The organism is Streptomyces sp. NPDC031479 (assembly GCF_055581065.1).
On the sequence record NZ_JBVIKC010000060.1, the window covers coordinates 1 to 23858 of the forward strand.

At 72.2% G+C, this 23858-nt stretch carries 23 protein-coding genes; 13 read left to right on the forward strand and 10 right to left on the reverse strand.

Annotation, left to right across the window (positions count from 1 at the left end; translation table 11 throughout):
* Positions 1-1616: 1616 nt before the first annotated feature.
* Both ACZ5D2_RS37065 and ACZ5D2_RS37070 read left to right on the forward strand, forming a co-directional pair.
* Complete coding sequence (locus tag ACZ5D2_RS37065) at positions 1617-2333, forward strand: hypothetical protein (protein ID WP_030242136.1); 717 nt, start codon at positions 1617-1619, stop codon at positions 2331-2333.
* The gene (locus ACZ5D2_RS37070) at positions 2330-2803 is read left to right on the forward strand and encodes a helix-turn-helix domain-containing protein (protein WP_030242142.1); all 474 of its coding nucleotides are present in this window, start codon (positions 2330-2332) and stop codon (positions 2801-2803) included. The genes ACZ5D2_RS37065 and ACZ5D2_RS37070 overlap by 4 nt, the downstream gene beginning before the upstream one ends.
* Before the next feature lie 161 nt (positions 2804-2964).
* Here the strand turns inward: ACZ5D2_RS37070 and tpg are convergent, their stop codons facing one another.
* The 6 genes from tpg to ACZ5D2_RS37100 all read right to left on the reverse strand — a co-directional run bounded on the left by tpg (position 2965) and on the right by ACZ5D2_RS37100 (position 10570).
* A complete protein-coding gene (gene tpg / locus ACZ5D2_RS37075) occupies positions 2965-3519 on the reverse strand; it encodes a telomere-protecting terminal protein Tpg (RefSeq protein WP_331733671.1) in 555 nt (184 codons plus the stop codon).
* Positions 3520-3522: 3 nt separating this feature from the next.
* The gene (gene tap, locus ACZ5D2_RS37080) at positions 3523-5793 is read right to left on the reverse strand and encodes a telomere-associated protein Tap (protein ID WP_468935691.1); all 2271 of its coding nucleotides are present in this window, start codon (positions 5791-5793) and stop codon (positions 3523-3525) included.
* A 184-nt stretch (positions 5794-5977) separates the two neighbouring features.
* Positions 5978-6892: a ParB/RepB/Spo0J family partition protein gene (locus ACZ5D2_RS37085; RefSeq protein ID WP_331733664.1), complete on the reverse strand. Its 915-nt coding sequence runs from the start codon at positions 6890-6892 to the stop codon at positions 5978-5980.
* Positions 6889-8148 (reverse strand): ParA family protein, encoded by a 1260-nt coding sequence (locus ACZ5D2_RS37090; protein WP_468935695.1) that lies wholly within the window; start codon positions 8146-8148, stop codon positions 6889-6891. The genes ACZ5D2_RS37085 and ACZ5D2_RS37090 overlap by 4 nt, the downstream gene beginning before the upstream one ends.
* A gap of 231 nt (positions 8149-8379) precedes the next feature.
* Positions 8380-9072, reverse strand: a complete 693-nt coding sequence (locus tag ACZ5D2_RS37095) for a ScbR family autoregulator-binding transcription factor (protein WP_331733660.1) — start codon at positions 9070-9072, stop codon at positions 8380-8382.
* Between the two features lie 259 nt (positions 9073-9331).
* Complete coding sequence (locus ACZ5D2_RS37100) at positions 9332-10570, reverse strand: FAD-dependent monooxygenase (RefSeq protein WP_468935699.1); 1239 nt, start codon at positions 10568-10570, stop codon at positions 9332-9334.
* Between the two features lie 92 nt (positions 10571-10662).
* Here ACZ5D2_RS37100 and ACZ5D2_RS37105 point away from each other — a divergent pair, with 92 nt between their 5' ends.
* From ACZ5D2_RS37105 to ACZ5D2_RS37145, 9 genes are all read left to right on the forward strand, one after another.
* On the forward strand, positions 10663-11427 hold the full coding sequence (locus ACZ5D2_RS37105; RefSeq protein WP_468935703.1) for a TetR/AcrR family transcriptional regulator: 765 nt from the start codon (positions 10663-10665) through the stop codon (positions 11425-11427).
* Between the two features lie 729 nt (positions 11428-12156).
* Positions 12157-12339, forward strand: coding sequence for a hypothetical protein (locus tag ACZ5D2_RS37110; protein WP_371681557.1), 183 nt, complete (start codon positions 12157-12159; stop codon positions 12337-12339).
* Positions 12340-12417: 78 nt separating this feature from the next.
* Positions 12418-13668, forward strand: a complete 1251-nt coding sequence (locus ACZ5D2_RS37115) for a cation:proton antiporter domain-containing protein (RefSeq protein ID WP_331733653.1) — start codon at positions 12418-12420, stop codon at positions 13666-13668.
* 371 nt (positions 13669-14039) lie between these two features.
* Positions 14040-14642 carry a ScbR family autoregulator-binding transcription factor gene (locus ACZ5D2_RS37120; RefSeq protein WP_468935708.1) on the forward strand — a complete coding sequence of 201 codons (603 nt, stop codon included), beginning with the start codon at positions 14040-14042 and terminating at the stop codon, positions 14640-14642.
* 238 nt (positions 14643-14880) lie between these two features.
* Positions 14881-15756 carry an AfsR/SARP family transcriptional regulator gene (locus ACZ5D2_RS37125; RefSeq protein ID WP_331733647.1) on the forward strand — a complete coding sequence of 292 codons (876 nt, stop codon included), beginning with the start codon at positions 14881-14883 and terminating at the stop codon, positions 15754-15756.
* A gap of 48 nt (positions 15757-15804) precedes the next feature.
* Positions 15805-16530 (forward strand): ScbR family autoregulator-binding transcription factor, encoded by a 726-nt coding sequence (locus ACZ5D2_RS37130; protein ID WP_331733644.1) that lies wholly within the window; start codon positions 15805-15807, stop codon positions 16528-16530.
* A 212-nt stretch (positions 16531-16742) separates the two neighbouring features.
* A complete protein-coding gene (locus tag ACZ5D2_RS37135; protein WP_468935713.1) occupies positions 16743-17564 on the forward strand; it encodes an AfsR/SARP family transcriptional regulator in 822 nt (273 codons plus the stop codon).
* A 43-nt stretch (positions 17565-17607) separates the two neighbouring features.
* The gene (locus ACZ5D2_RS37140) at positions 17608-18792 is read left to right on the forward strand and encodes an epoxide hydrolase family protein (protein WP_331733637.1); all 1185 of its coding nucleotides are present in this window, start codon (positions 17608-17610) and stop codon (positions 18790-18792) included.
* A gap of 42 nt (positions 18793-18834) precedes the next feature.
* Positions 18835-19341 (forward strand): DinB family protein, encoded by a 507-nt coding sequence (locus ACZ5D2_RS37145; RefSeq protein WP_331733719.1) that lies wholly within the window; start codon positions 18835-18837, stop codon positions 19339-19341.
* 21 nt (positions 19342-19362) lie between these two features.
* Here the strand turns inward: ACZ5D2_RS37145 and ACZ5D2_RS37150 are convergent, their stop codons facing one another.
* The 3 genes from ACZ5D2_RS37150 to ACZ5D2_RS37160 form a co-directional block, all read right to left on the reverse strand.
* On the reverse strand, positions 19363-19908 hold the full coding sequence (locus tag ACZ5D2_RS37150; RefSeq protein WP_331733634.1) for a flavoprotein: 546 nt from the start codon (positions 19906-19908) through the stop codon (positions 19363-19365).
* A 31-nt stretch (positions 19909-19939) separates the two neighbouring features.
* Entirely contained in the window at positions 19940-20443 is a 504-nt protein-coding gene (locus ACZ5D2_RS37155) for an FBP domain-containing protein (RefSeq protein ID WP_331733631.1), read from the reverse strand.
* A gap of 81 nt (positions 20444-20524) precedes the next feature.
* Positions 20525-21322, reverse strand: a complete 798-nt coding sequence (locus ACZ5D2_RS37160; RefSeq protein ID WP_468935718.1) for an alpha/beta fold hydrolase — start codon at positions 21320-21322, stop codon at positions 20525-20527.
* Positions 21323-21440: 118 nt separating this feature from the next.
* Here ACZ5D2_RS37160 and ACZ5D2_RS37165 point away from each other — a divergent pair, with 118 nt between their 5' ends.
* Both ACZ5D2_RS37165 and ACZ5D2_RS37170 read left to right on the forward strand, forming a co-directional pair.
* Positions 21441-22328 (forward strand): NmrA family NAD(P)-binding protein, encoded by an 888-nt coding sequence (locus tag ACZ5D2_RS37165; RefSeq protein WP_468935721.1) that lies wholly within the window; start codon positions 21441-21443, stop codon positions 22326-22328.
* A 29-nt stretch (positions 22329-22357) separates the two neighbouring features.
* Complete coding sequence (locus ACZ5D2_RS37170; protein WP_468935724.1) at positions 22358-23350, forward strand: AraC family transcriptional regulator; 993 nt, start codon at positions 22358-22360, stop codon at positions 23348-23350.
* A gap of 14 nt (positions 23351-23364) precedes the next feature.
* Here ACZ5D2_RS37170 and ACZ5D2_RS37175 read toward each other — a convergent pair whose 3' ends face one another.
* On the reverse strand, positions 23365-23838 hold the full coding sequence (locus ACZ5D2_RS37175) for a GNAT family N-acetyltransferase (RefSeq protein WP_331733623.1): 474 nt from the start codon (positions 23836-23838) through the stop codon (positions 23365-23367).
* Positions 23839-23858 lie beyond the last annotated feature (20 nt).

The following is a 23858-nucleotide window of genomic DNA, read 5'->3' on the forward strand; positions in this document are numbered from 1 at the left end:
TCCGTCCCCCCCCGCTCTGTGTCTTTGGGAAGAGACCCGCCTCGTTGCGCTCGGCGGGGCCCGCTTCGCGGGCCGTGGCCGGGCCTTCGGCCCGGGTCCCAAGCGCTGCGCGCTTGGGACGAGACCCCGCCTCGCTGCGCTCGGCGGGTGGGCTACGCCCACCACTGCCCTGCCTTCGGCAGGGGTTTCCTCCGCTTCGCTTCGGAAACGCCTCGCTACGTCCAGCAGGGTCCGCTCCGCGGACCCTGCTCTCGCCTTAGGCGAGAGCACAAGCGCTGAGCGCTTGAAAAGTGGGTTAGAGCATGATGGCCTGCCTCCGGCAGGAGTTCCCTCCGCCTCGCTCCGGAAACAGGCCTCGCTGCCCTCGGCGGAGCGGCCTGGGCCCACCATGGCCCTGCCTCAGGACGGAGTCCCCTCCGCTTCGCTCCAGGGACTTACCTCGCTGCGCTCGATGTTGCCTACTACCCGGACGCTGGCCGGCCTTCTGTGGGGGCCCAAACGCTGCATGCCTGGGTAGACCCTTGCCTGGTTGTCTCATGGGCCAAGCCCCACCCAACCAGGGCCTGGGGGTCTCTCCACTTCGTTGCGATGGCGTCAGCTCAGTTGGCCGTCGAGGCGGCCTGCCTTTACCCCTGCCCCTGTGGACTGACTATGTTCGGGGCCGAGGGGGACAGGCCGTTGCCTTCCCCGTTCAGCCCCGGTGGTTCGCCTGCCCAGAGCTCGCCTGAGCAGGAAGCTTCTCTGGCTCCAGGTGCGCCCTGAGGGTTTGGTTCTGAGGTCTTCCGGTCTGTTCTGGAGCGGAGTTGTTCTGAAGGTTGGTCTTGTGGCTTCCGTCGGCCAGCGGGGGCGTGGGTGTGCACCTGGCGTGTGGTGTTCGCGGTGCGGGGTGGGGTGTGGCTAAACCGTCGCTTTAGTTGGTCGGTCGAGTTTTGAGCGGGGGTTTGGCGGTGTGTGGTTGACCTGGGGCAATGCCGTGTTGGGTTGCTCATATCGGGGGTTGTTGGACGTTGAGGTGAGTTGCGGTGGAGAGGAGGTGGAGTGAGAGGCGACAGTGTTAACGGCGTTAAGGGTGGATGGGTGTGTTGCTTCAAAGTGTTCTGGGGATAGAGATAGGAATCAGTCAGATTCTGCGCGGTTATGGACACGGTGTCCGGTACAGGGACTTGGGGTGGTTCAGGTGTCGGGGTGTCAGGAAATGAGGGCTCAGAGCCGGTTGGTCACGGCGTTGGGCGTGTGAAGCGCGGCAGCTGACGGCCTATAGAGAGTACGGATATGCGTCGTCGCAGGTCAGGCGTGGTGCGCGGGGAAAGTTATGTCCCCTCAGAAGGGACATAACTCGGTCGATGTGTCGCTGGTAGGGGGACAGAGCGACCGCAAAACGTCAGCGAGACTGACGCTTTTTGGGCTAAAACGTCGGGGAGGCTGACGTTTTAGCGGAGATACGCCCCCGAACTGCGTGAGAGGGCGGAGTGGTTGGGTCGTGGGCGCGTAGAGGGGGCCTGAAGGGGTCATGGCCGAGATGTGTCCCTCCTGGGGGGACACAAGACACGCCGAACGTCAACGAGCGTGACATTAGTGTCACCCTTGTTGACATACTCTCTCTGCAGATCAACGAAGTGGAGAGCATCCTCGTGTCATCAGAGCCACAGCGCCGTCGGCCGAGTCCGTCGCGCGCGCCGCGTCCTGATCTCCCCGTTGATGACGCGATCTCGGCGTGGAGTCAGCCGCTGGCTCCGGTCAAGGATCTGGACAGCCTCGCGAGGCGGTATCCCAGCCGCAAGCTCACGCTGGACGGTGAGCGCAAGCCGCTGGAGTTCTACGGGACGCAGAGTCAGCCAAATGCGTTCTCCATGGACAGCCTTGAGTTCTTCCTGGTGATTGCCCAGTACTTCAGGGAAGCATTGCCCCTGAGGCTGATCCTGCTGCTGATCGCGTGCCAGCGTGCGGGGGGCCGGATTCCACTTACTCAGGAGGAGATGGCTACGATCCTGGACGTCAGCCGGACAAAGACGTCGGAGGCGCTGCACACTGTCATGTCTCATGGGATCGTCTTCAAGGTGCGGCGGGGCGTGTACCAGTTCAACCCGCCTTACAGTTACCGGGTGGCTGAGTTCATCCCGGGTACCGAGACGGCGGGTGAGTTCGTGAAGGTGGAGCAGCACAGCACCATCTCGCAGATTCGCAGCGATACGAGCCTGCCGGACCTGGTGCGGTTCCCGTCGCTGGACCACATGCGGCAGGCAATCGAGGAACTGCGGGCCGAACGGTCCAAGGAGCGCGCTGCGCGCCGGCTGAGCCGGGCACAGCGCAAGGAAGAAGGGACAGCTCAGTGAGCACCTTGCGATTCGCTGCGGTCAACGCAGACGGGCTTCTCTCCGACCTCGACCTTCCGCCGGCCGCGTACCGCGTGCTGCTGAAGCTGCGTTCGCTGAGTGAGCCCGGGGGGCGGATCCTCATCGATCAGGCCACCATCGGGGGGCTGCTGGAGCTCAGTCGGCCGAGCGTGAACGCGGCGCTGCGGAGCCTGGAGCTCGCGAAGCTGGTGCGGAAGGTCAGGAACGGGGTCTATCAGATCAACCCGATGCTGGCGGGCTACAACTCCTTCGAGGACGCTGTCGCCGCGGTGAACGAGATGGCGCCCGAGGAGCGGCTGGACGCCCGGGGGTACGTGGCCAGTTACCACCAGGCGGTGGCGGAGTACCAGGACCAGCTGGCGGAGCAGCGGAAGAAGCGGGCGGCGCAGGCCGCCGCGAAGAAGGCTGCGGAGTCGAAGCGGCGGAGGACTTTGCACGCCGTGGGGTGATCCCCGAAAGGGAGGCCCGTAGAGGGCTTCTGAGGGGGTTTTGAGAGCGCTGGAGGGTCCCGGGGTATCCCGGGACCCTCTTTGGTTTCTGGGGGCTGGAGGGGCGATTCTGGGGCTTCGGTGATTCCAGCCGTTTTGGGGGGTTTTCGGGGCGGTTGGTTTCAGAAGGCGATGTCGACGTAGTCGATGTCGGTGAACTCGACGAGGAGGCCGCCGGCGCGGGCGCCGTTGTCCTTGAAGTAGATCTCCTGGAGCGCCTCGGCGGTGATGTGCCGGAGCTGGTTCTCGGTGGCACCGGTCTCCTGGGCGGCGAACAGGCGGCCCGCGTACTCCGGGGGGAGGTGCTGGGTGATGCGGCGCATGCGCCCGTCGTCGGTGGTGCCGGGGGCCGCGGTGAAGCCGAAGCGGGCGCGGGTCTCGATGACGAGTCCGGTGGTCCTGGAGGCCTGCTCGCGGGCACGCTTGCGGACCAGGGGCTGCCAGCGGCGGCGTACTTCCGCTTCGAGGCGGGCGGCGAGTTCGGGCTTGGGCTGCTTGATCTGGTTCTTCACGTAGCGCTCGACGGTGCGCTGGGAGATGCCGAGGGTGGTGGCGACCGCCTTGGTGGATTTGAGCTGCTTGACGAGGAAGCGCATCTGGGCGCCCGCGGACTTGGGGACGGGGCGGGTGAAGTGGAGTTCGTCGGCCTTGGACAGGCTGTCGGAGATGTCGGACATGGATTACTCGCCGTCTGCTGCTGCGTCGTGGCCCTTGATGTGGCGGGCGGGGTTGAGGCCTTCGTCAAGCATCTGGACCGCCCAGAGGAGGGGCTGGGTGCCTTCGTGCTTGACCATGCCCGGGCTGACACCGAGGCGGAAGCCGCCGGGGAGGGGCTTGCCGTCCGGGGTGCGGGGGAGGAGGTCCAGGGGGCTGGGGCCGGGGGAGAGGTAGACCGCGCAGTCGGAGAGGACCGCGATGGGGTGGAGGCCGGCCACCGTGGAGAGCTTGAGCATCTTGCGGTGCATGTTGACCCGGGCCGTGGAGATCACGGCGGCGCGGATGTCGGGGCGCCAGGTGGGGCGTTCGAGCGCGGGCCAGGGTTCGCCCGGGCGGTAGCCGGCGCCCTGGGGACGCTCGCGGAGCTTGCCGATGCCGCCCTTCACGGTGGCCTTGATCGCCGAGAGGACGGAGGCGGCGAGGGGGTCGTGCTGCTTGTGGGTCGCCATGGCCCGGAGGAACTCGGACTCGGTGAGGGAGGAGGTGACGCCGAGGTCGGCCATGGTGGCCATGTAGGCGTCGCGGAGGCGGGTGTACCAGGCGTCGAGGTACGGGCCGTGGTCCGGGCGGAGCCAGGCCTCGGTGGGGCGGACCTCGTGGCCGAGCTCCTGGGCGTAGGCGAGGGTCGGGGTCGCGTACCAGGCCGGTCCGGTGGGGGGCTTGCCGTGCGGGGTGAAGGGGCTGGGGAGTCGGGGGTCGTGGGGGAGGGAGGAGAGGTCGGCCAGCCAGCAGCCGGGGGTCTTCGGGTCGAAGCGCGGGTGCGTGGTGTGGGCAGCGGGGCCCAGGCCGACGGTGAGGCGGTTCGCGGCGGCGGCGAAGGCCATGTTCACGTCGAGGCCGACCGCGTGGGTGGCGGCGCATTCGGCGTCGGTGAGGAGCTCCGGGTCGCGGATCCAGTCGTAGGCCTCTTCGTCGAGGACCTGGTCCGGGGTGCGCTGGTGGGAGCGGGGGTACAGGGCGGCGACCACGGGGTGCTCGTCGGGGGCCTCCGGGGGGGCCGGGTCGACGGGGCGGGTGAGGGAGCCGGCGACGGGGGCGGACTCCCAGGTGTTGGTGTCGGGGTTGCGTGCGGCGCGGGTGGGGGGACGCAGCGCCGTCATGAGTTCCAGGCCCGTCACGGCGGTGGAGCCGCGGGGGGTCAGGAGGCGGGTGGCGTAGGCGGTGAGCAGTTCGGCGAGTTCCGGGGCGGGGAGGTCGGCGGTGTCCTCGCCCCAGGCGCGGGTGTCGAGGGCGCCCCAGGGGAGGACGGCGAGCTGGACGCACTGGCGGCCGGAGGTGGGGGAGGCCGGGCGGTAGATGCGGGGCCAGGGGCCGAAGCCGCGGCGGGTGAGCTGCCACTTGGCCTTGGTGAGCTGCTTGATGACGGGGTGGTTGTCCGGGAGGCGGAGGGCGCGGCGGTCTTCGAGGGTGAGGGGGAGACCGAGGCGTTCCGCGGCGGGGGCGGTGAGGACGAGGAGGGGGTCGCCGTCCTTGCCGTTGCGGTGGAGGCGGGGGGCGCGGAGGTCGGCGTCGGGGCCGAGGGCCCAGGTGATGAGGGCGGGGAGGTCGGAGGTGGGGTGGGGGAGGAGGACGCCGCCGGCTGCGTGGGCGTGGCCGGTGCCGTCCAGGACAGCGAGGGGGCCGTTGCCTTCGAGGGCGAGGGGGAGCCGCTTGGACGGCTTGCGGGGGGTGGTGGGCGCCTGTCGTTCTGCGCGGGGGTGGGGGGCTGCCCGTGGGGGTTCGGGTGTGGGGTGGGCAACGGCGTTGACGGCGTTAACGGCGTTAACGGTGGGGGGCTGCTGTGCGGAGCGGGGGAGGGGGGCTCCGGGGGCCGGAGGGGTGTCGGCGTTAACGGCGTTAACGCTGTCAATGGGGTCCGGCGTGGTGGGGGGATGGGGGTTGACGGCGTTAACGGCGTTAATGGTCTGCTGCTCGGAGGTCTGCTCGGTGGGGGACGCCGGGGTGGCGTTAACGGCGTTAACGCCGTTGACCGGGTGGAGGGAGGCCAGGCCCTCCAGGAGGCGGGCGTAGGCGGCTCGCTTGGGAGGGCGGGGGGCGGTCCGGCCCGTTTCCCAGGAGGTGACGGTTTCGCGGCGGACGGAGAGCGCCTTGGCGATCTGGTCCTGGCTGAGACCTGCGGCCTCGCGCAGGCGCTTGCGTTCGTCGGGTTCGGGGAGCCCGTCCTGGGCCGCTGCTTCTTCGAGCAGGGCGTCGACCGCCGCGAAGAGGGTGGCCTGCTCGTTCGTCTCGCTCATTGGTGCCTCCAGCAGCTGCTATACGACTGCAGCCTATGTGAAGCGCACCGCCGAACGCACGCGAACCGCACGTGGGGCGTTAACGGCGTTAACGCCGTTAACGGTCCGGACGCGGGGGTGCTGACGGTTGCGGTGCCGTCAGCGCCCCCGGCGTTCGTCGGTCCGTGGCTTCCTGGGTGCCCGGTCAGATGCGGGTCATCAGGAGTTCGGTGACGGCCTTCAGGTCGTCCGGGGTGAGGTGGGCGGTCAGGGCGTCCGCGATGGTCTCCGGGGAGTGGGTGGAGATCGTGATGCGGGGGGCCGGTGTGGGGGAGGGGGACGGGGAGGGGGGTGGGGTCGGTGTCTGGGGCGGGTTGGCGGCGGGAGCCGGGCGGGTGCGCTGCCGCGGGGGGTTGACCGTGTTGAGGCTCTCGTCGGCGGCGGCGGCCTGTTCTTCCTGGGGGAGGCGGCCGATGCGGCGGGCCGGTTCGACCTTCAGCTCGCCCGTCTCCACCTTCTCCTGGAGGGTGGGCGTCAGGTTGAGCAGGGTCAGCCGCTGGGAGACCCAGGCCGCCGTCTTCCCGATCCGCTTGGCGACCTGTGCCTGGGAGCCGTGGACGTCGACCAGCTCCTGGAGGGCGCGTGCCTGGTCCATGGGGGCCACGTCGACCCGGTGGACGTTGGCGATGAGCGCCGATTCGAGGATGTCCGCGGCCGACGCCGACAGGGAGTCGTTGACGTGGATCTGGATGGTCTTCAGGCCCGCCAGGTGGGCTGCGGCGAGGCGCCGGTTGCCGTCGATGACCACGTACGGGGCGCGGCCCAGGCCGTCGGTGGCCCCGGGGTGTGCCTCCATGAAGGCCATCCGGGTCGCGACTGCCAGGGGCTGGAGCTGCCCGCGTACGGTCAGGGACTCGGCCAGCTCCGCCAGGTCCGTGAGGTCCTCGCGGAGGTTGAAGGGGTTGTGGGCGAGGGCGTCGATGGGCACCTCGGACGGGGGAACGACCCCGGAGGTGGGGGCGCCCGTGGCCTCGGCGATGGCGGCTCGGCGGGAGCTCACGCCGACGGGCTGGGCCCGGGCGAAGGAAGCCGATACCCCGAGCTTGTCTGCCTTGCTCATGAGATCTCCCTCGCGAGGGCGCGCAGGGCCACGGCCTGGTCGCCCTTCGGTGCGTAGACGAAGAGCGGCTGCTTCACCCGTACCGCTTCGCGCTGTTCCTTGAGGTCGGGGACGATCGCCACGACCCGCGGATCCTTTATGTCCATCCACGCTTGGAGGGACGAGGTCGCGATGTAGCCGCGGCGGCCGTCGTAGAGGTTCACGACGAGGCCGAGGTAGTCGATGTCGAGGCTGAGGTCGTCGCGCAGGTCGTTGATCTGGGACGTGAGGAGGTCGTACGCGTCGGCCGAGGAGTCCTCGGCCTGTACGACGATCAGCGCGCCGGAGGCGCCCGGCTGCTCGGTGTCGCGGCGGCGGCCGTAGTAGATGGCCGCGTCCATGCTGAGGCCGAGGCTGGGCGGGCAGTCGATGAGGATGACGTCGTAATCGGACTCGACGGGGGCGAGGGCGCGTTCGAGGGCGGCCTCGCGGGCGCGGACCGTGGAGAGGCGGACGTCGAGGAGGAAGGCGTCGGTGCAGGCGGGGAGGAGGTGGAGGCGGTCGCCGAAGCGGTCGTCCGGGACGGGGACGATCAGGTCGGAGAGCGGTCCCTTGGCCTCGCTCGCCATGTGGCAGGTGAGGCTGTCGCCGCCGATGGGCAGGGGCTGTTGGCCGAGCTGCTTGGTGAGGTGGCCCTGCGGGTCGAAGTCGACCAGCAGGACGCGCATGCCGAGTCCCGGAAGGTCTTCGAGGTCCAGCGGGGTGACCGGCGCGTGGGGGTTTTCGTTCTCCTCGGCCGGGGTGAGGCGGGCCAGTTGGCGCGCGATGCGGACCGGGTGGAGGGAGGAGGGGTCCTCCGCGAGGGCCTCCGCGGTGCCGGCGGTGATGGCGGTCTTGCCGACGCCGCCCTTCTGGTTGCACACGACGATGCGGCGGACGACGGAGGGCCGCTTGACCGTGGGAGCCGGGTTCAACTCCAGCCAGAGGCGCACCGCCTGGGCGAGGCCCTGGATGAGGGAGACACCGCGGTCCTTGGAGTCGGCGCGGAAGGACTCCCACTGGCCGGCGGGCAGCCAGGTGGAGAACGATTCGGCGCCCGCGGTGTCGACGGGGGAGGGGGCGGAGGCGAGGCCGCTCCAGTGGGCGATGCCCTGGTGGACGGCGTCCTGGATGTCGACCCGCAGTTGGGCGGTGCGGATCTTCAACTCCTGGCGGAGCCACGGGGGGAGCTTGGAGACGACCTTCTCTCGGTCGTTCTGGGACGAGGGCGAAGTCATGAGAGGGACTTTACTAACGTTCTGGGGTGCATGTGGGCGCCACGCTTGGGTTTTGCTAACGAAATGGGTGGAGAGAGCGGCGGGGAGGGGCTTGGGAGGGTCCGGACGCGCGAGAGGGCGGCCCCGCACCCGCCGTAGCGAGCACCCCCGTGGATCGCCACGGCGTGTGCGGGGCCGCCCTGGAGGCGGTTGTCGGTCGTCAGCCGGTCGTCGGTCGGCAGTCGGCAGTTGTCAGTCGGTCGCGGCCGGGGTGGCCGGGGCGACAGGAGTTGCCGCAGCGGTGGGCAGGCCGAGTTCGGCGCGGCAGGCGTGGGAGCCCGACGGGTCGAAGAGGTGCATCCGCCGGGCGGGCACGATGCCCGGGAGGAGGTAGTTCCACAGGTCCACGACCCGGGCGTGCAGATCCTCGCGGCCGGTGCGGACGTGCGAGGTGACCTGGATTCCGGTGAACGAACCGATGAGGAAGGTCGACAGGTCCTGTATGTCGTGCGAGGGCATGAGGTCACCGCGGTCCCGGGCCGGCGTCAGGCAGTGGACGCAGGTGTCGATCCAGGCGTTGTACGGGGACGGGTCGGGGTGCGTGAACGAGCCGAACTCGATGACCAGGCGGATCCCGGCGCGGATGCGGACGTTGGAGCGCAGCCCGGCCGCCATCTGGTGGGTCAGGTCGATGACCGTCTGGAGGCCCGGGTCCTCGATGACCGGGACGTCCTGGGACACCTGGAACTGCTCGTCCATCAGGGTGCGGGCGAGGGCTTCCTTGGACGGGAAGTGGAAGTAGAGGGCCCCCTTGGTGACTCCGGCGTGCTTGACCACGTCGCTGAGGCTGGTGCCGCCGAAGCCGGAGCGGTCGAAGGCGATGGCCGCACCGTCGAGGATCGCCTGTCGGGTGATCTCGGCCCGTTCTTGCCTGACCCTTGCCACGTCTGCCTCTGCCTCTCCTCTTCCGACGCCGGATCCGTCCGGCGGTACATGATCAATCTAGTGGGCTTCGGCGGAAGAAAACCAGTCGACCAGTACTTTTAAGGAGGTATGGAGAGGGGTTTTGGCAGGGTGCGGGGCGGTTTGCGTTGTTCCTTTTTGGTGGGGTGAGGTGGTGAGGTGCGTTAACGGCGTTAACGGCGTTAACGCCGCGGAGGGGGGGTGGGTGTTAACGGCGTTAATGGTCAGGGCGTTAACGCCGTTAAGAGGGGAGGGGAAGGGTGGTTGCCCTTCGGCCCTGTCGGAGCATCCACTCCAGGCAGCGGCGCCGGCCGAGCAGGGTGTTGCGCAGCCGTAGGCCGAAGGCGGTGGCGGGTGCCAGGAAGGGGCCCGTACGGTCGCCGCCCTTCTGGCAGCGCTCGGCGTACGGGCGCACGAGGGACTCGTAGCGGGTGAAAGCGGAGCGGGGGTCCTCGGGCGAGCGGGCCAGCTCGGTCGCGAGGACGTAGGCGGCGACGAGGGCGGTACCGGTGCCCATGCCGCCGATCGTCGCGCCGCAGGCGGCGTCGCCCACGAGGGCGATCCGCCCGCCGGTGGTGGACCAGGTGCCGACGTCGGCGCGGCTGATGGAGTCGAAGTAGAGGTCTTCGGCGGCATCGAGGGAGTCGAGGAGGTGGGGCACCCGCCAGGGGAGGCCGTCGAAAGCCTCCCTGACCAAGGCCTTCTGGGGCAGGGGGTCGTTGCGGTCGTACCGCAGTTCCGGTGAGGCGAAGAGGAAGAACGCGTGCGCCCGGGTCGGGTTCGAGGGAGAGGTGCCGATGCCAGCGAGGCGGCCGGGGGTGTTGAGGCCGATGGTGGCGGAGGTGTGGGGGGCCTCCGTGGTGACGGGGGTCGGGGCCGGGTCGAGGGGGAGGCTCATGACGGGGGGCAGGTCCGGTTCGCGGGGGAGGCTCCAGGTGGCGGCGTAGTAGCCGAGGTGGCGGACGTACCGGCGTTCCGGGCCGAAGGCGAGGCGGCGGACGGTGGAGTGCAGGCCGTCGGCGCCGATGACCAGGTCGAAGGTGCGGGGCGGGGCGTGGCGGAAGGTCACGTCCACGCCGGTGGGGGTCTCGCTGAGGCCGGTGACGGAGTCGCCGAAGACGTACTCGGTGGTGGGTAGGGACGAGGCGTACAGGATGCGGGCGAGGTCGCCGCGCAGCACCTCGATGTCGCCGCCCGCGAACGAGGCGGGGAGGTGGAGGAGTTCGCGGCCGCCGGCGTCGACGAAGGTCATCGTGGTGCCGCCGGTCTGCGCCCGGCGCAGCTCGTCGAGGATTCCCATGCGCTCCAGGACGGTGAGGTGGGTCTCGCCGCGGAAGTCGACGGCCCGGCCGCCGGGTCGCAGTGCGGGGGCGAGTTCGACGACGGTGGCGCGGAACCCGTGGCGGCCGAGCCAGTGGGCGAGGGCCGGGCCGGCGATGCTCGCGCCGGAGATCAGGACGGTGCGGGTGGGTGTGGGCACGGGGGCTCCAGGGGCAAATAATTGTGTCCGACGGATACTTTTTTGCTTTGTGTACGGTAGACGCAGTTTTGGTGCGAGTGCAAGGGGATCCGATGGCGGACGAACAGTGGGGCCCGGCGGTGCGGTTGCTGTGGGGGCCGCCGCCGGGGCCGCCGGCCCGGGGGCCCCGGCGCGGGCTCACGTTGGAGGGGATCGCGGGGGCGGGTGTGCGGATCGCCGACGCGGAGGGCCTGGGCGGGGTGTCCATGCAACGGGTGGCCGCGGAGCTGGCGGTCACCAAGATGGCGCTCTACCGGTACGTGCCGGGCAAGGCGGAACTGGTCGCGCTGATGGCGGAGGCGGCGATGCCGGATCCGGCCGCGGGACTCGACGCCGCGCTGGAGCGGGCCGGGAGCGGTTGGCGGGAGCGGCTGGGGGCGTGGGCGCGGGAGTTGCTCGCCGCGTTCCGGGCGCATCCGTGGCTGCTCCGGGCGACGGTGGGGGCGCGGGCCGTGGGGCCGCGGGAGGTGGGGTGGCTGGAGCGTGCGCTCGCGGCGCTGGAGGGGTGCGGGCTGACCGGGTCCGAGTCGATGGACGCGGTGGTGCTGGTGTCCGGGCACGTCCGGGGGATCGCGGAGCAGGAGCGGGCGGTGCCGGGCGGGGGACCGGGGGGCGCTGCCGGGGGTGGGCCGGACGTGGAACTCGGGGCGGTGCTGGGGGAGGTGATGCGGCTGCGGGGGGCCGACTTCCCGGCGCTCGGGGCCGCGCTGGCGTCGGTCGCGCGGGAGGGTGGGCAGGACCAGGCGCTGGACTTCGGGCTGGAGCGGATCCTCGACGGGATCGGGCTGCTGGTCGCCGCGCGGGGGACCGGGGCCTGAGAGTTGTCGGGGCGTCATCCGTCCGAGGGGCCCGACCGGGACATCGGCCGGGGAGCCGGGGGCGTGCGGATGGAGGGCCGGGGCGTGCGGATGGAGGGTGGAGGGCCGGGTGTTTCGGCAGAACCGGGAGCCTGGGGCGCGGGCGCGCCGGGCTGGGCGGCTCTGTACGGGCCACGGTGCGGGTGGACCGGAGCGGCGGTCCCGAGGCGGCGGTATGGGGATGCCCGTCGGGATCGCGGAGGAGCGGGGCTGTCGTACGCGGTGCACCGAGCTGCTGATGCCGCTCGTCGCCGGGGGCCGGGTGGTCCTGGCGCAGGAGCGGGACCTCGCCGACCACGCGGCGCAGCTGCGGCTCATACGTGCGGCGGGGGGACCGGGACCGGCCGATCACCGGTGCCGGTGCCGGTGCCGGTGCCCCGCTCGGCCGCGCCGAGTCGGCGGAGGATCCGTACGGGGCCGAGCGGGAGCGGGAGCGGGAGCAGGGCCCGGGGCGTGGCCGGGGCGGCTGACGGGGGCGGCCGCCGCTGGAAGGGGGCGGGACGCTCCGGTGCGGGGCGGATCCGCGGCAGGTGGTGACGGAGTTGGACGGTGAGGTGCCGTTCGTACGCCGGGGACGGCCTTCCGCGCCTGGAGTACGGCGAGACCGGGCAGCCGTATGTGAGCGAGGAGCGGTACGAGGGCCGGGGTGACCGGCGGTGTGCCTGCCCCGGGGGTCGTGACCCTGTCCGGGTGGAGGGGCGCGCGGTGGCCTTCGTCGGCATCCGGTTCCCCCGGCATGACGCCGACCGCCGTCGCGGCACGGGATGCGTCATCGGCTGCGGCGGAGGCCTCGGGCCGGAGGAGCTCGCTGTGTACGTGTGGGCCGCGCGCGAGGCCCGGTTCTCCGTGGAGACGTGGGACGGCCGCGGCTGACGGCATCCGAACGGTGACGACCTTCCGAAGTCGGGGGCCGGGTTGTTTTCGGCGGGGGGAGCCGGGCAGTGAGGGGCTGTGGCGGGTGATGTGCTGGTCGCCGTGGCGGTGGTGGTGCTCGCGTGCGGGGTGGGTGGTGCCGGGGCGCGCCGGGTCGGGCAGCCGGCGGTGGTCGGGGAGATCGCCGTGGGCATCCTGCTGGGGCCCACGTTGCTGGGGTGGGTGTGGCCGCAGGGGCAACGGTGGCTGCTGCCGGGGGATGTTCTGCCGACTCTGGGGGTGCTGGGGGACCTCGGGCTGGTCGCCTTCATGTTCCTGGTGGGGCTGGAGCTGGACCTCGGGCTGCTGCGGGGGCAGGGGCGCGCGGTGGTCCTGGTGAGTCAGGCGGGCGTGTGGGTGCCCTGGGCGCTCGGGGCTCTGCTGGCCCTCGGGTTGTACGGGTCCTTCGCGCCGGAGGGGGTGGGGCGGGCGGAGTTCGTGCTGTTCGTGGCGGTCGCGCTGAGCGTGACCGCCTTTCCGGTGCTGGCCCGGATCCTCACCGAGCAGGGCCTGTACGGGACGCCGGTGGGGGCGTTGGCGATGGCCTGCGCGGCGGTGGTGGACGTGGTCGCCTGGTGCCTGCTCGCGGTGGTGGTGGCCGTGGCGGGCGGCGGCGGGGCGGGGGCCGGGGCGGGACGGGCCCTGGCGGCCGGGGCGTTCGCGGCGGGGATGTGGTGGGGCGTGCGGCCGTTGCTGGCCCGGGCCCTGGGGCGGCGGTCGAACGGGGCCGGTGGTGGCGGGGTACTGGCCGGGCTGTTCGGCGGGCTCTGCCTCGCGGCGTACACGACCGACGTCCTCGGGGTCCACGCGCTGTTCGGGGCCTTCGTCTTCGGGGCGGTGGTGCCCCGGGGAGTGAAGGAGGTCGAGCGGGCGGCGGAGCGGATACGGGAGTTCGCGGTGCCGGTGCTGTTGCCGTTGTTCTTCGTGGGCAGCGGGCTGCGCACCGATGTGGGGGCCTTGGGGGGCGGCGGGGTCTGGCTGTGGGCGGCGGTCGTGCCGGCGGTGGCCGTCGTGGCGAAGTGGGGCGGGGCGACGGGCGCGGCGCTGCTGGCCGGGCGGAGCCGGGAGGAGGCCGTGTTGCTGGGGGCGCTGATGAACTGTCGCGGGGTGACGGAGCTGGTGGTGCTCGACATCGGGCTCGGTCTGGGGGTGATCGGTGTGGAGCTGTTCACGGTCCTGGTGCTGATGACCCTGGTGACCACGGCGATGACGGGACCGGTGGTGAGGGCACTGCGCGCGCGGAGCACGGAGTCCCGCGTACGGGGGGCCGGCCCCGGGACGCCGGGGTGAACATGGCGTCCGGGGACGTGGCGGCGCGGGAGGGTGCGTGTCGCGGTGTCGGAGACCAGGCGTTCGGTGGTGGGCCGGTTCCGGTCCCCCGGAAGGGCCGGCGGTCCGGGCGGCCGGTGGCGTAGCCGCTGTTCACGGCCGGGGCGGTGGCACGCCGGGCGGGGCGGGGCGGTGGGCCGGCACTGGCGTCGGGTGGTGTCGGTGTCCGGAAAAGGCCGTACCGGGGCGGGGGCCGGCGGCGGGCGCGCGGTGGTCTCCGGTGGGAGTCCGCCCGGCCTCCGGTGGCGGCGCCGACCGTTGCCGCGACGATCTCGTACCCCTGTCTCTCGGGGCGAACCGCGGATGCGGTGAATGCGGCGTGTGGAGCCCCCATGGTCAAGCAGCAGCGTGCGGCACGCACGCGGGAATCTCTGGTGCGCGCGGCCGCGGAGGTGTTCGCCGAGGAGGGCTTCGTCGCCGCCTCGATCGCCGCGATCAGCGAACGGGCCGGAGTGAGCCCCGGCGCGCTGAACTTCCACTTCGACGGCAAGACCGCCCTCGCGCGGGCCGTCGAGGGGCGGGCCGCGGAGGCGGTGCGGGCGATCACCCGCGTGGGGGGCGGGGCGGGGCGGGCCGGTGATCCGCTGGGGGTGCTGGTCGATTCCACTTACGCGCTGCAGCGGCTGCGCGTCGGTGACGTGCTCGTACGGGCCGGCTTCGCGCTCGGGGCGGACGTCGCCCACCGCAGCCGGGTGGACCTGCGCGGGCAGTGGCTGCTCTGGGTCGAGGAGTCGTTCGCGGCGGCGGCGCGGGCCGGGCTGCTGGCGGACGGGGTGTCCGCGCGGGACGCCGCCCGCCTGGTGGTGGCCGTGACGGCCGGGCTGGATGTGCTGGGTGCGGCGGACGCCGGAGGGGCCGGCGTGCCGCACGCCCTGACCCGGATCTGGTCGGTCGTCCTGCCGGGGATCGCGGCAGGACCCCAAGAAACAGACTGAATGGTTTGATTTTTGAGCTCCGATGGGTGTTATATGACCCCTGTTGCGAGGCGGCCGAAGCCTTCCGAGCTGTCACACATGTGTGCACTGCATGCAAAAGTGCAGGTCAGACAAGAATCTTCAAACGGCGCCACGATCTTGCCGGGTCGAAAACAGCATGGCCGGTTTGGTATTGACAAACCGTCCGGCCTGTTTTCTACTGACTCTTGCGACTCATCCAAGGACAGGGGAGTACGACGTGGACATCGATGTACTGGGCGCACTCGCCGTGCGGGAGAACGGAATCTCCATCACGCCGACCGCCCCCAAGCCCCGCCAGGTCCTGGCCCTCCTGGCCCTCCATGCCGACCAGGTCGTGCCGGTGTCGGCGCTGATCGAGGAGCTGTGGGGCGCGGTACCGCCGCGCAGCGCCCGTACGACGCTGCAGACCTACGTCCTCCAGCTGCGCGCGCTGATCGCGACCGCTCTGGAGGAGGGCGAGGGACAGGGCGACGGGTCACGGACGGCGAAGGACGTGCTCGTCACGCTTCCCGGCGGCTACCTGCTGAACAGTGGCGGCGGGACCAGCGACGTTCGGGAGTTCGACCGGCTGGCGGCGCTGGGCTACCGGGCCATGGACGCCGGGGACTTCCCGGTCGCCGCCCAGCGGCTGCGCGAGGCGCTCGCCCTGTGGTCCGGACCCGCCTTCGCCGACGTGCACGGCGGAGTGCAGCTCGACATGGAGACGCGGCGGCTGGACGAGATCCGGCTGTGCGCCCTCGACCAGCGCATCGAGGCCGACCTGAAGCTGGGGCGCCACCGGGAACTGCTGGCCGAGCTGACGGTGCTGGTGAGCCGGTACCGCACGCACGAGAACCTGCACGGACAGTTCATGATCGCCCTGCACCGCTCGGGGCGGCGCGGTGAGGCGCTCGACGTGTACCAGCGGCTGCGGGCCACGCTCGTACGGGACCTGGGTCTGGAGCCGTCCACCGCGCTGCGCCGGTTGCAGCGGTCGATCCTGATGGCGGGCCCGGAGAGCGCGGGTCTGGCCGGCAAGACGACGGGTACGGCCACGGCGGTGGGCGCGGTGGCCGGGACCGGCCTGCGGACGGACCGGCTCGTACGCGCCTGAATCCGGGCAGCGGGGCGGGGCGGGGCGGAGCGGAAGGGAGACGGAGCGGTGCAGGAGAGGTCGGAGCGGACCCGTAGGCGGTTGGTCTTCGCCGGGGCCGAGTTGTTCCACCGCAGCGGATACGCCAACGCGACGCTCGGCGAGATCGCGGGCGCGGCCGGGGTGACGAAGGGAGCGCTGTACTTCCACTTCGCCTCGAAGGACGAGCTCGCGGACGCCGTGCAGCGGCGGGGCTGCCGCCTGCTGCGCGAGGCGGTGCGCGGGCTGAACGAGAGCGGCGCATCACCCCTGCAGGCGCTGATCGACGCGACCCACTGGCTGGCGCGGACGCTGCACGAGGAACCGGCGATCCCGGCGAGTTTCCGGATCACCAAGGAGTGCGGCGGGCACCAGTCGGCGCAGCAGGACTTCCAGGGCGCGTGGCTGGCGACGGTGTCCGACTTGTTGAGGATGGCGCGGGACACCGGGGAACTGCCCCTCGGCGGACCGGCCGACGGCACCGGCGACGGCGGCGCCGGGGGCGACGGGCTCTCGGCCGCCGAGCGGTGGGAGAGCGCCGAGGCACTGGTGGCGGCGGCCGTCTGCGGCATCGAGGTGCTGTCGGGAACCGGGCTGTCCTACGGGGAGCTGCGCCGGAAGGTGGCCGCCCTGTGGGGGCTGCTGCTGCCGAGCCTGGTGGGACGGGCGCGGACGGTCGAGTACCGGACGGACGCCCGCGAGGTGCCCGCGAGCGGCGGAGTGTGCGCCTATGAGTTCCTCGGCAGCGGGGTCTGACAGGTCTGCCAGGTCTGACAGGACTGAAAGGTCTCACGGGTCTGACCGGCTTTTGTGGGTCCGGTGGGTCCGGTGGGTCCGGTGGTTCTTACGGGTCGCCGGGTTCCGGGGGGCCGTGCCGTGCGGGCGGACCCCGCACGGGGTGTGGGAAGCGGGCTCCGGCCGGAGCCCGGCGGTATCGGGCGATGCGAGGAACCACGAAGGGGGAGACCGTGAAGATCCGGATCCTGGGTCCGTTGAGTGCCGAGGTCGACGGGGACTCGATCGTGCCGACGGCGGCCAAGCCGCGGCAGATCCTGGCCCTCCTCGCGCTGCACCCCGGGCGGGTGATGCCCGTGCCGACCCTCATGGAGGAGATCTGGGGCCAGGACCTGCCCGCCAGTGCGCTGACCACCCTCCAGACGTACATCCTGCAGCTGCGCCGCAGGCTGGGCACCGCGATGGGGCCGGGCCGGCCCGGCGGCGCCAAGGAGGTCCTCACGACCCGGCACGGTGGCTACCTGCTCCAGGTGCCGCCGGAGTCCGTCGACGTGAACGCCTACGAGAGCCTCGTGGGCCGGGGGCAGAGCGCCTTCGAAGCCGGAGACGACCGCGTCGCGGCGGAACTGCTGCGCGAGGGACTCGCGCTGTGGCGGGGGCCCGCGCTGGTCGACGTACGGGTGGGACCGGTCCTGGAGATCGAGGTGCTGCGGCTGGAGGCGAGCCGGCTGGTCGCGGTGGAGCGGCGCATCGACGTCGACCTGCGGCTCGGGCGGCACACCGAACTGCTCGCCGAACTCACCGAGCTGACCGCGCGACAGCCCCAGCACGAGGGTCTGCACTCCCAGCTGATGGTGGCGCTGTACCGGTCCGGACGGCAGGCGACGGCGCTGGACGTGTACCGGCGGCTGCGGCAACGGCTGATCGGTGACCTGGGCGTCGAACCGTCGCCGCAGTTGCAGCGGCTGCACCAGGCGATGCTGACGGTCGACCCCGCCCTGGACGTGGCGGCGGGCCCCAAGCGCGGCTCGACCTTCGACCTCTACGCGGCCTGACCCCCGGACGCCCCGCCGGCGGACGGGCTGGCAGGGTGGGGGGATGGACGATCTCGGTGAGGGACTGACACCGTTCCGGCTGGACGTGGCGCAGGAGGAGCTCGACGACCTCGACGGGCGGCTGCGCCGCGTGCGCTGGCCCGACGAAGTGGACGGGGCCGGGTGGGCCTACGGGATACCGCTGGGCGAGATGCGCGAGCTCGTGCGCTACTGGCGCGAGGAGTACGACTGGCGGGCCGCCGAGGCGCGCCTGAACGAGTGGCCGCAGTTCACCACCGTCATCGACGGGGCGCGCGTGCACTTCGCGCACGTGCGCTCGCCCGAACCGGACGCCACGCCCCTGCTGATGACGCACGGCTGGCCCGGCTCGTTCGTGGAGTTCCAGCGGGTCGCGGGCCCGCTGACGGATCCGCGGGCGCACGGCGGGGACCCGGCCGACGCCTTCCACCTCGTGCTGCCGAGCATCCCCGGCTTCGGCCCGTCCGGGCCGACGGACTCGCCCGGCTGGGAGTTCAAGCGGGTCGCGCGGGCCTTCGGGGTGCTGATGGAGCGGCTCGGGTACGGGACGTACGGGGTCCAGGGAGGGGACTGGGGCGCGGCCGTCTCGCGGGAGCTGGGCCGGCTGCTGCCCGGGCGGGTGTGCGGCGTCCACCTGAACCTGCTGCCCGGGGCGGGGGCCACCGCCGAGCCCACGGAGGCCGAACTGGCGGCGCTGAGCCCCGCCGAGCGCGAGCGGACGTGGGCCTCCTGGGAGCGGTACCGGGTCTGGGCGCGGGAACGGCAGGGCTACGCCGACATCCAGGCGACCCGGCCGCAGACCCTCGCGTACGCGCTGAACGACTCCCCCACCGGACTGCTCGCCTGGATCGGGGAGAAGTTCGCGGAGTGGGCGGACCCGAGCTGCCCGGTGGACCGGGACCAGATGCTGACCAACGTGATGCTGTACTGGCTGACCGGCACCGCCGGTTCCGCCGCGCGGATCTACTGGGAGCGGGCGCACGCCGACTACTACGGGCAGCCGCCCGAGGTGTCGGCCACTCCCACCGCCCTCGCCGACTTCCCCCGGGACAACTTCATCCCGCTGCGGCACGTCGCCGCGCGCACCGACGCCGTCGTGCGCTGGACCTCGTACGACCGGGGCGGCCACTTCCCCGCGATGGAGGTGCCGGAGCTGCTGGTGGGGGACATCAGGAGCTTCTTCCGGGACCTGGCCGCGTCCGGCATGTGAAAACGTCCGGGCGGGGAGCGGCGCGGGTGTGATCATCCGATGATGAACGACGAACAGCGGACCCCGGCCGTCCTGGACGGCGACGAGCGCGCCACCCTCACCAGCCTCCTGCAGCGCCAGCGCGACACCCTGATGATGAAGTGCGCGGGCCTCACCGACGAGCAGCTGCGGCGCAGGGCCGTCGCGCCGTCCGGGCTGAGCCTGCTCGGGCTGGTGCGGCACCTGGCCGAGGTCGAACGCGGCTGGTTCCGCAACGTGGTGGGCGGCGAGGACGTGCGCGGATACTTCCCGCGGAACGAGGCCGGCGAGTGGACCGAGTTCCACGTGGAGGACGCGGATCCGGCGCGGTCCTTCGCGATCTGGGAGGAGACCTGCGCGCGGTCGCGGGCCGTGGTGGAGGCCGCGGCCTCCCTGGACGTGCCGGGGTACCACGGGGACCAGACGTACTCCCTGCGTTACGTCCTGGCCCACATGATCGAGGAGTACGCCCGGCACAACGGGCACGCCGACCTGCTGCGCGAGGCGATCGACGGGGTCACCGGGGAGTAGCGGCCGGCCCGCGGCGGCGGATCAGACCTGGGCGGTGCCGGTCCGGTCCACGGCGTCCAGGGCGGTCTGCCACGGGAAGTGCGGCGGGGCGTCGGGACCGGCCGGGCCGGGGACGAACCCGCCCTCGCCGTAGAGCAGTTCGGCTCCCGCACCGCGCAGGACCGTCAGGGACTGCTCGAACTGCGGGTGCGCGGCGAGGGCGGCGTTCAGGCACGGTACGGCGACGACCGGGGTGCCCTTGCCGAGGGCCTCGGCGGCGATGCCGACGACGACGCGGTCGGTGAGGCCGAGGGCCCACGCGTTGACCGAGTTGAAGGTGGCGGGGGCGAACAGCAGGGCGTCCGCGGGCGGCCACACGTCGGGATCCCCGGGCATCTTGTACTGCCAGCGCACGGGGTTGCCGGTCAGCGCGGCGAGACCGTCGAGGCTCCCGGACACCCATTGCGCCGCCGCCGGGGTCAGGCCCAGGCACACGTTCCAGCCGCGTGACTGGGCGTCCTCGATCACGTGGGCCACGTCGAACACGGGCGGGGCGGCGGAGCAGAGCAGGTAGAGAGTCCTCGTCATACGGTCATGTGATCACATTCCGCGCGCGGGTTCAGCCCGCGGTGATCTTGGAAGTGAAGGCGTCGAGGTTCCCCCGCATCCGCGCGAGGCGCTCGTCCAGGGTGAGCGACTCCTCGTACCGCGTGGTGCGCAGCTTCGGCACGCGCTTTCCGCGTACGTACAGGGAGCAGGCGAGGTCGGCGCAGATGTAGGTGCCGACGGTGTTGCCCTCGCGGCCGCGGGCACCCGCGAGGGGCGCGGCGAGCAGGGTGACCCCGGAGGAGGCGTGGCCCGTCAGACAGATCTGGCAGAGGCTGGATTTGACGGCGCTGGTGCGGCCCACGGAGGGCACGCGCAGGGAGATCCCGACCGGACCCCCCTCCCGGGGCAGCACGAGGTGGGCGCGCAGCGGTGCGCCGGGGTCGACCCAGCCGAGGAAGTCGAGGTCCTGCCAGGGCAGTTCGGCGAAGTCCAGCGGCAGGCGCAGGCGTGCGGCCTCGCCCTTGGTGCAGTTCACGAAGGATGAGCGGATCTGTATCTCACTGAGCGGTTCCACGGGAGTCGACCCTAATACCCGGTGCGGGGGCCGCGCACCCGGGTTTGCGCGGGCGGGCCCGCCCCCTCCGGCGGGGCCGGGTCAGCCCCGGGGGAGGGCGTCCAGGAAGCCGGAGAGCAGGGAGTGCAGGACCTCGGGGCGGTCGAGGTGGACGTCGTGGCCGGAGCCGGGGACCGAGACCAGGGTGGTGTCCGGGCCGGCGAGGCGCAGCATCTCCGCGGATTCGGCGGGCGGGATGATGCCCCGCTCGCCCAGGACGACGAGGGCGGGGCAGGCGACGCGCTGCCATTCGGGCCACCAGGGGCGGGTGGTGAGGGGGGTGATCGTGGCGACCATGACGTCGCGGTCGAAGCGCGGGTACCAGCCGTCGTGGCGGCGCTCCAGGCCCGCTGCCCAGGCCTCGCTGCCGAGGAACTCCCGTGCCGCGTCCGGGGAGGGGAAGGGCAGGGGCCAGGAGCCGAGGCCCTCGTCGATCGTGGCGGGGGTGTCCGGGGCGGCGGCGGCCGGACCGGCGTCGACCAGGACGAGGGCGCGGACCGGGCGGGGGTGGGCGGCGGCGGTCAGCATCGCGGTGTGGCCGCCCAGGGACTGGCCGACCAGTACGGGGCGGTCGAGGCCGAGTTGCGCGGAGACGGCGAGCACGTCCGCGACGTGTGCCTCGCGGGAGACGTCGGCCGGTCGGCGTTCGGAGGCGCCGTGGCCGCGCTGGTCGAGGGCGATGACGCGGTGGCGGGCGGACAGGTGGGCCGCGGCGGCGTCCCATTCCCCGGCGTGGCCGGCGAGGCCGTGCAGGAGGAGGACGGGGGTGCCGCTGCCGCCCCAGTCGCGGCAGGACAGGCGTACGCCGTCCCGGATGACGATGCGTTCGGTCCAGGTCATCACAGGATGATCAGGGTTTTCGCGCGCGGTGTCGAAGTGATTGCGGCGAGACGCTCGCACATGGAGGTGAGCTTCTGGGCCATGTTCCGTCTCGGTGGGCGGCGGTTGACTGGGGTGCATGACGAAGAACGAGAACGAGAACGAGAACGTGAACGCGGACGTGGACGTGGACGTGGACGTGGACGAGAACGCGGGACGGCCGGCGCTGACCCTGGTGATCGGGGGCCGCGGCAAGACCGGACGGCGGGTCGTGGAGCGGCTGCGGGACCGGGGGGACGCGGTACGGGTCGGGTCGCGCGTGGGGGAGCCGGCCTTCGACTGGGACGACCCCGCCGGGTGGGGGGCCGCGCTGGAGGGGGTGGACCGGGTGTACGTGACCTTCCAGCCGGACCTCTCCGTGCCCGGTGCCCCCGACCTGATCGGCGCCCTGGCCTCGGCGGCGGTGGCCGCGGGGGCCCGCAGGCTGGTGCTGCTGTCCGGCCGCGGTGAGGAGTCCGCGGAGCTCTGCGAGAGCCGGCTGAAGGTGCCGGGCGCCGAGTGGACCGTCGTCCGCGCCAGCTGGTTCGACCAGAACTTCGACGAGAGCTTCTTCCTGGACTCCGTACGGGCGGGGGAGATCGCCCTGCCGGTCGCCGACGCCGTCGAACCCTTCGTCGACGCCGGGGACATCGCCGACGTGGTGGTGGCCGCGCTCACCGACGACCGGCACGTCGGCCGGACCTACGAGCTGTCCGGACCGCGCCTGCTCTCCCTCGCCGACGTGGCGGACGAGCTGTCGAAGGCGACCGGGCGCGAGATCGCGTACGTGCCCGTCTCGGCGGAGGAGTACCGGGCGGTGCTGCGCGAGAACGGTCTGCCCGAGGAGTTCGTGGAGCTGTTCACCGTGATCCTGGACGGACGCAACGCGCATCTGGTCGACGGGGTGCGCGAGGTGCTGGGCAGGGCGCCGAAGGACTTCGCCGACTACGCCCGCGAGGTGGCGGCGACCGGCGTCTGGGACGTCTGAGCGGCGCGGCGGGGAGGGAGGATGGAGGCATGGACACGCTGACCGGCCTGCTGGACGGGCCCCAGGCCCGCGGGGCCTTCATCCTCAAGTCCGTCCTCAACCCGCCCTGGTCCCTGAGGGTCGAGGACAGGGCCCCGCTGTCGGTGATCGCCCTGGTGAGCGGGTCCGCGTGGCTGCTGCCCGGGGACCGCGAGCCGGTCCTGATCGGCCCCGGCGACGTGGCGGTGGTACGGGGACCCGCGCCGTACGGGCTCGCCGACAGCCCCGGCACCCCCGGCACCGACGTCCCGCAGATCGTGGTGGGACCGGACCAGCGGTGCAGCACGGAGGAGGGCGAGGACCTGACGGACACCCTGGCGCGGGGTGTGCGGACCTGGGGCGACGCCCGGGAGGAGCCGGGGGCGGCGGTGCTGCTGAGCGGCACCTACCAGGCCCCGAGCGAGGTCGGGCGGCGGCTGCTGGGCACGCTCCCGACGGTGCTGGTCCGGCCGGCCGGGGCGGCCGACGCCACCCTGATCGGGCTGCTGGCCTCCGAGACGGCCCGTGACGAGCCCGGCCAGGAGCTGGTGCTGGACCGGCTGTTGGACCTGTTGCTGATCGGCGTGCTGCGGGCGTGGCTCGCCGCTCCCGGCTCGGGGGCACCGGCCTGGCACCGGGCGCAGGGCGATCCGGTCGTCGGGGTCGCCCTGCGGCTGCTGCACGAGGACCCCGCGCACGGCTGGACCGTGGCGGAACTCGCACGGCGGGCGGGGGTGTCGCGGGCCGTGCTGGCCCGCCGGTTCACCGCGCTCGTCGGGGAGCCGCCGGTCGCGTACCTGACGGGCTGGCGGCTGGCCCTGGCCGCCGACCTGCTGCGCGAGCCGGAGGCCACGGTGGCGACGGTGGCCCGCCGGGTCGGCTACGGGAGCGCGTTCGCGCTGTCGACGGCCTTCAAGCGGGTGCGCGGGATCAGCCCGCAGGAGTTCCGCGCGGGCACCTCGCCGGTGCCCGCGGGGACTTCGGCCACGGTGGTGCTGACCTGACGGATCCGGGGCGGCTACACCAGGTCCAGCACGCCGACGGTCTGGCCGCCGCTGAATTCGCCGGTGTGGCGGAAGCCGAGGCCCGCGTAGAAGGGCTCGGGGGTGCCCTCGCCGGTGTCCCAGCAGACGTACGCCCGCCCGGTGCCGCGACGGCGGAGTTCCTCCAGGACCGCCCCCACCGCGAAGCTGCCGTACCCCTTGCCCTGGTGGCCGGCCGCGATGTTCAGGCGCCACAGGCCGGAACGGCGGTGCTCCGGGTCCTTCGCCGGGTCCCAGACGATGTCGAGGAAGGCCATGACGAAGCCGACGACCTCGTCACCGTCGACCAGGGCCCGCGGCCAGGCGGTGTCCCCGTGGACGTAGGCCTCGGCCAGCGACTTCTGGACGGGGGAGACGAGGTGTTCCTGGTGCGGGTGCACCCGCACGGCGCACACGGCCTCGAAGTCGGCCGGGGTGACCGGTACCAGACGGAGCGAAGAGCTGATCATGTGGTGATCCTACGGTCCGG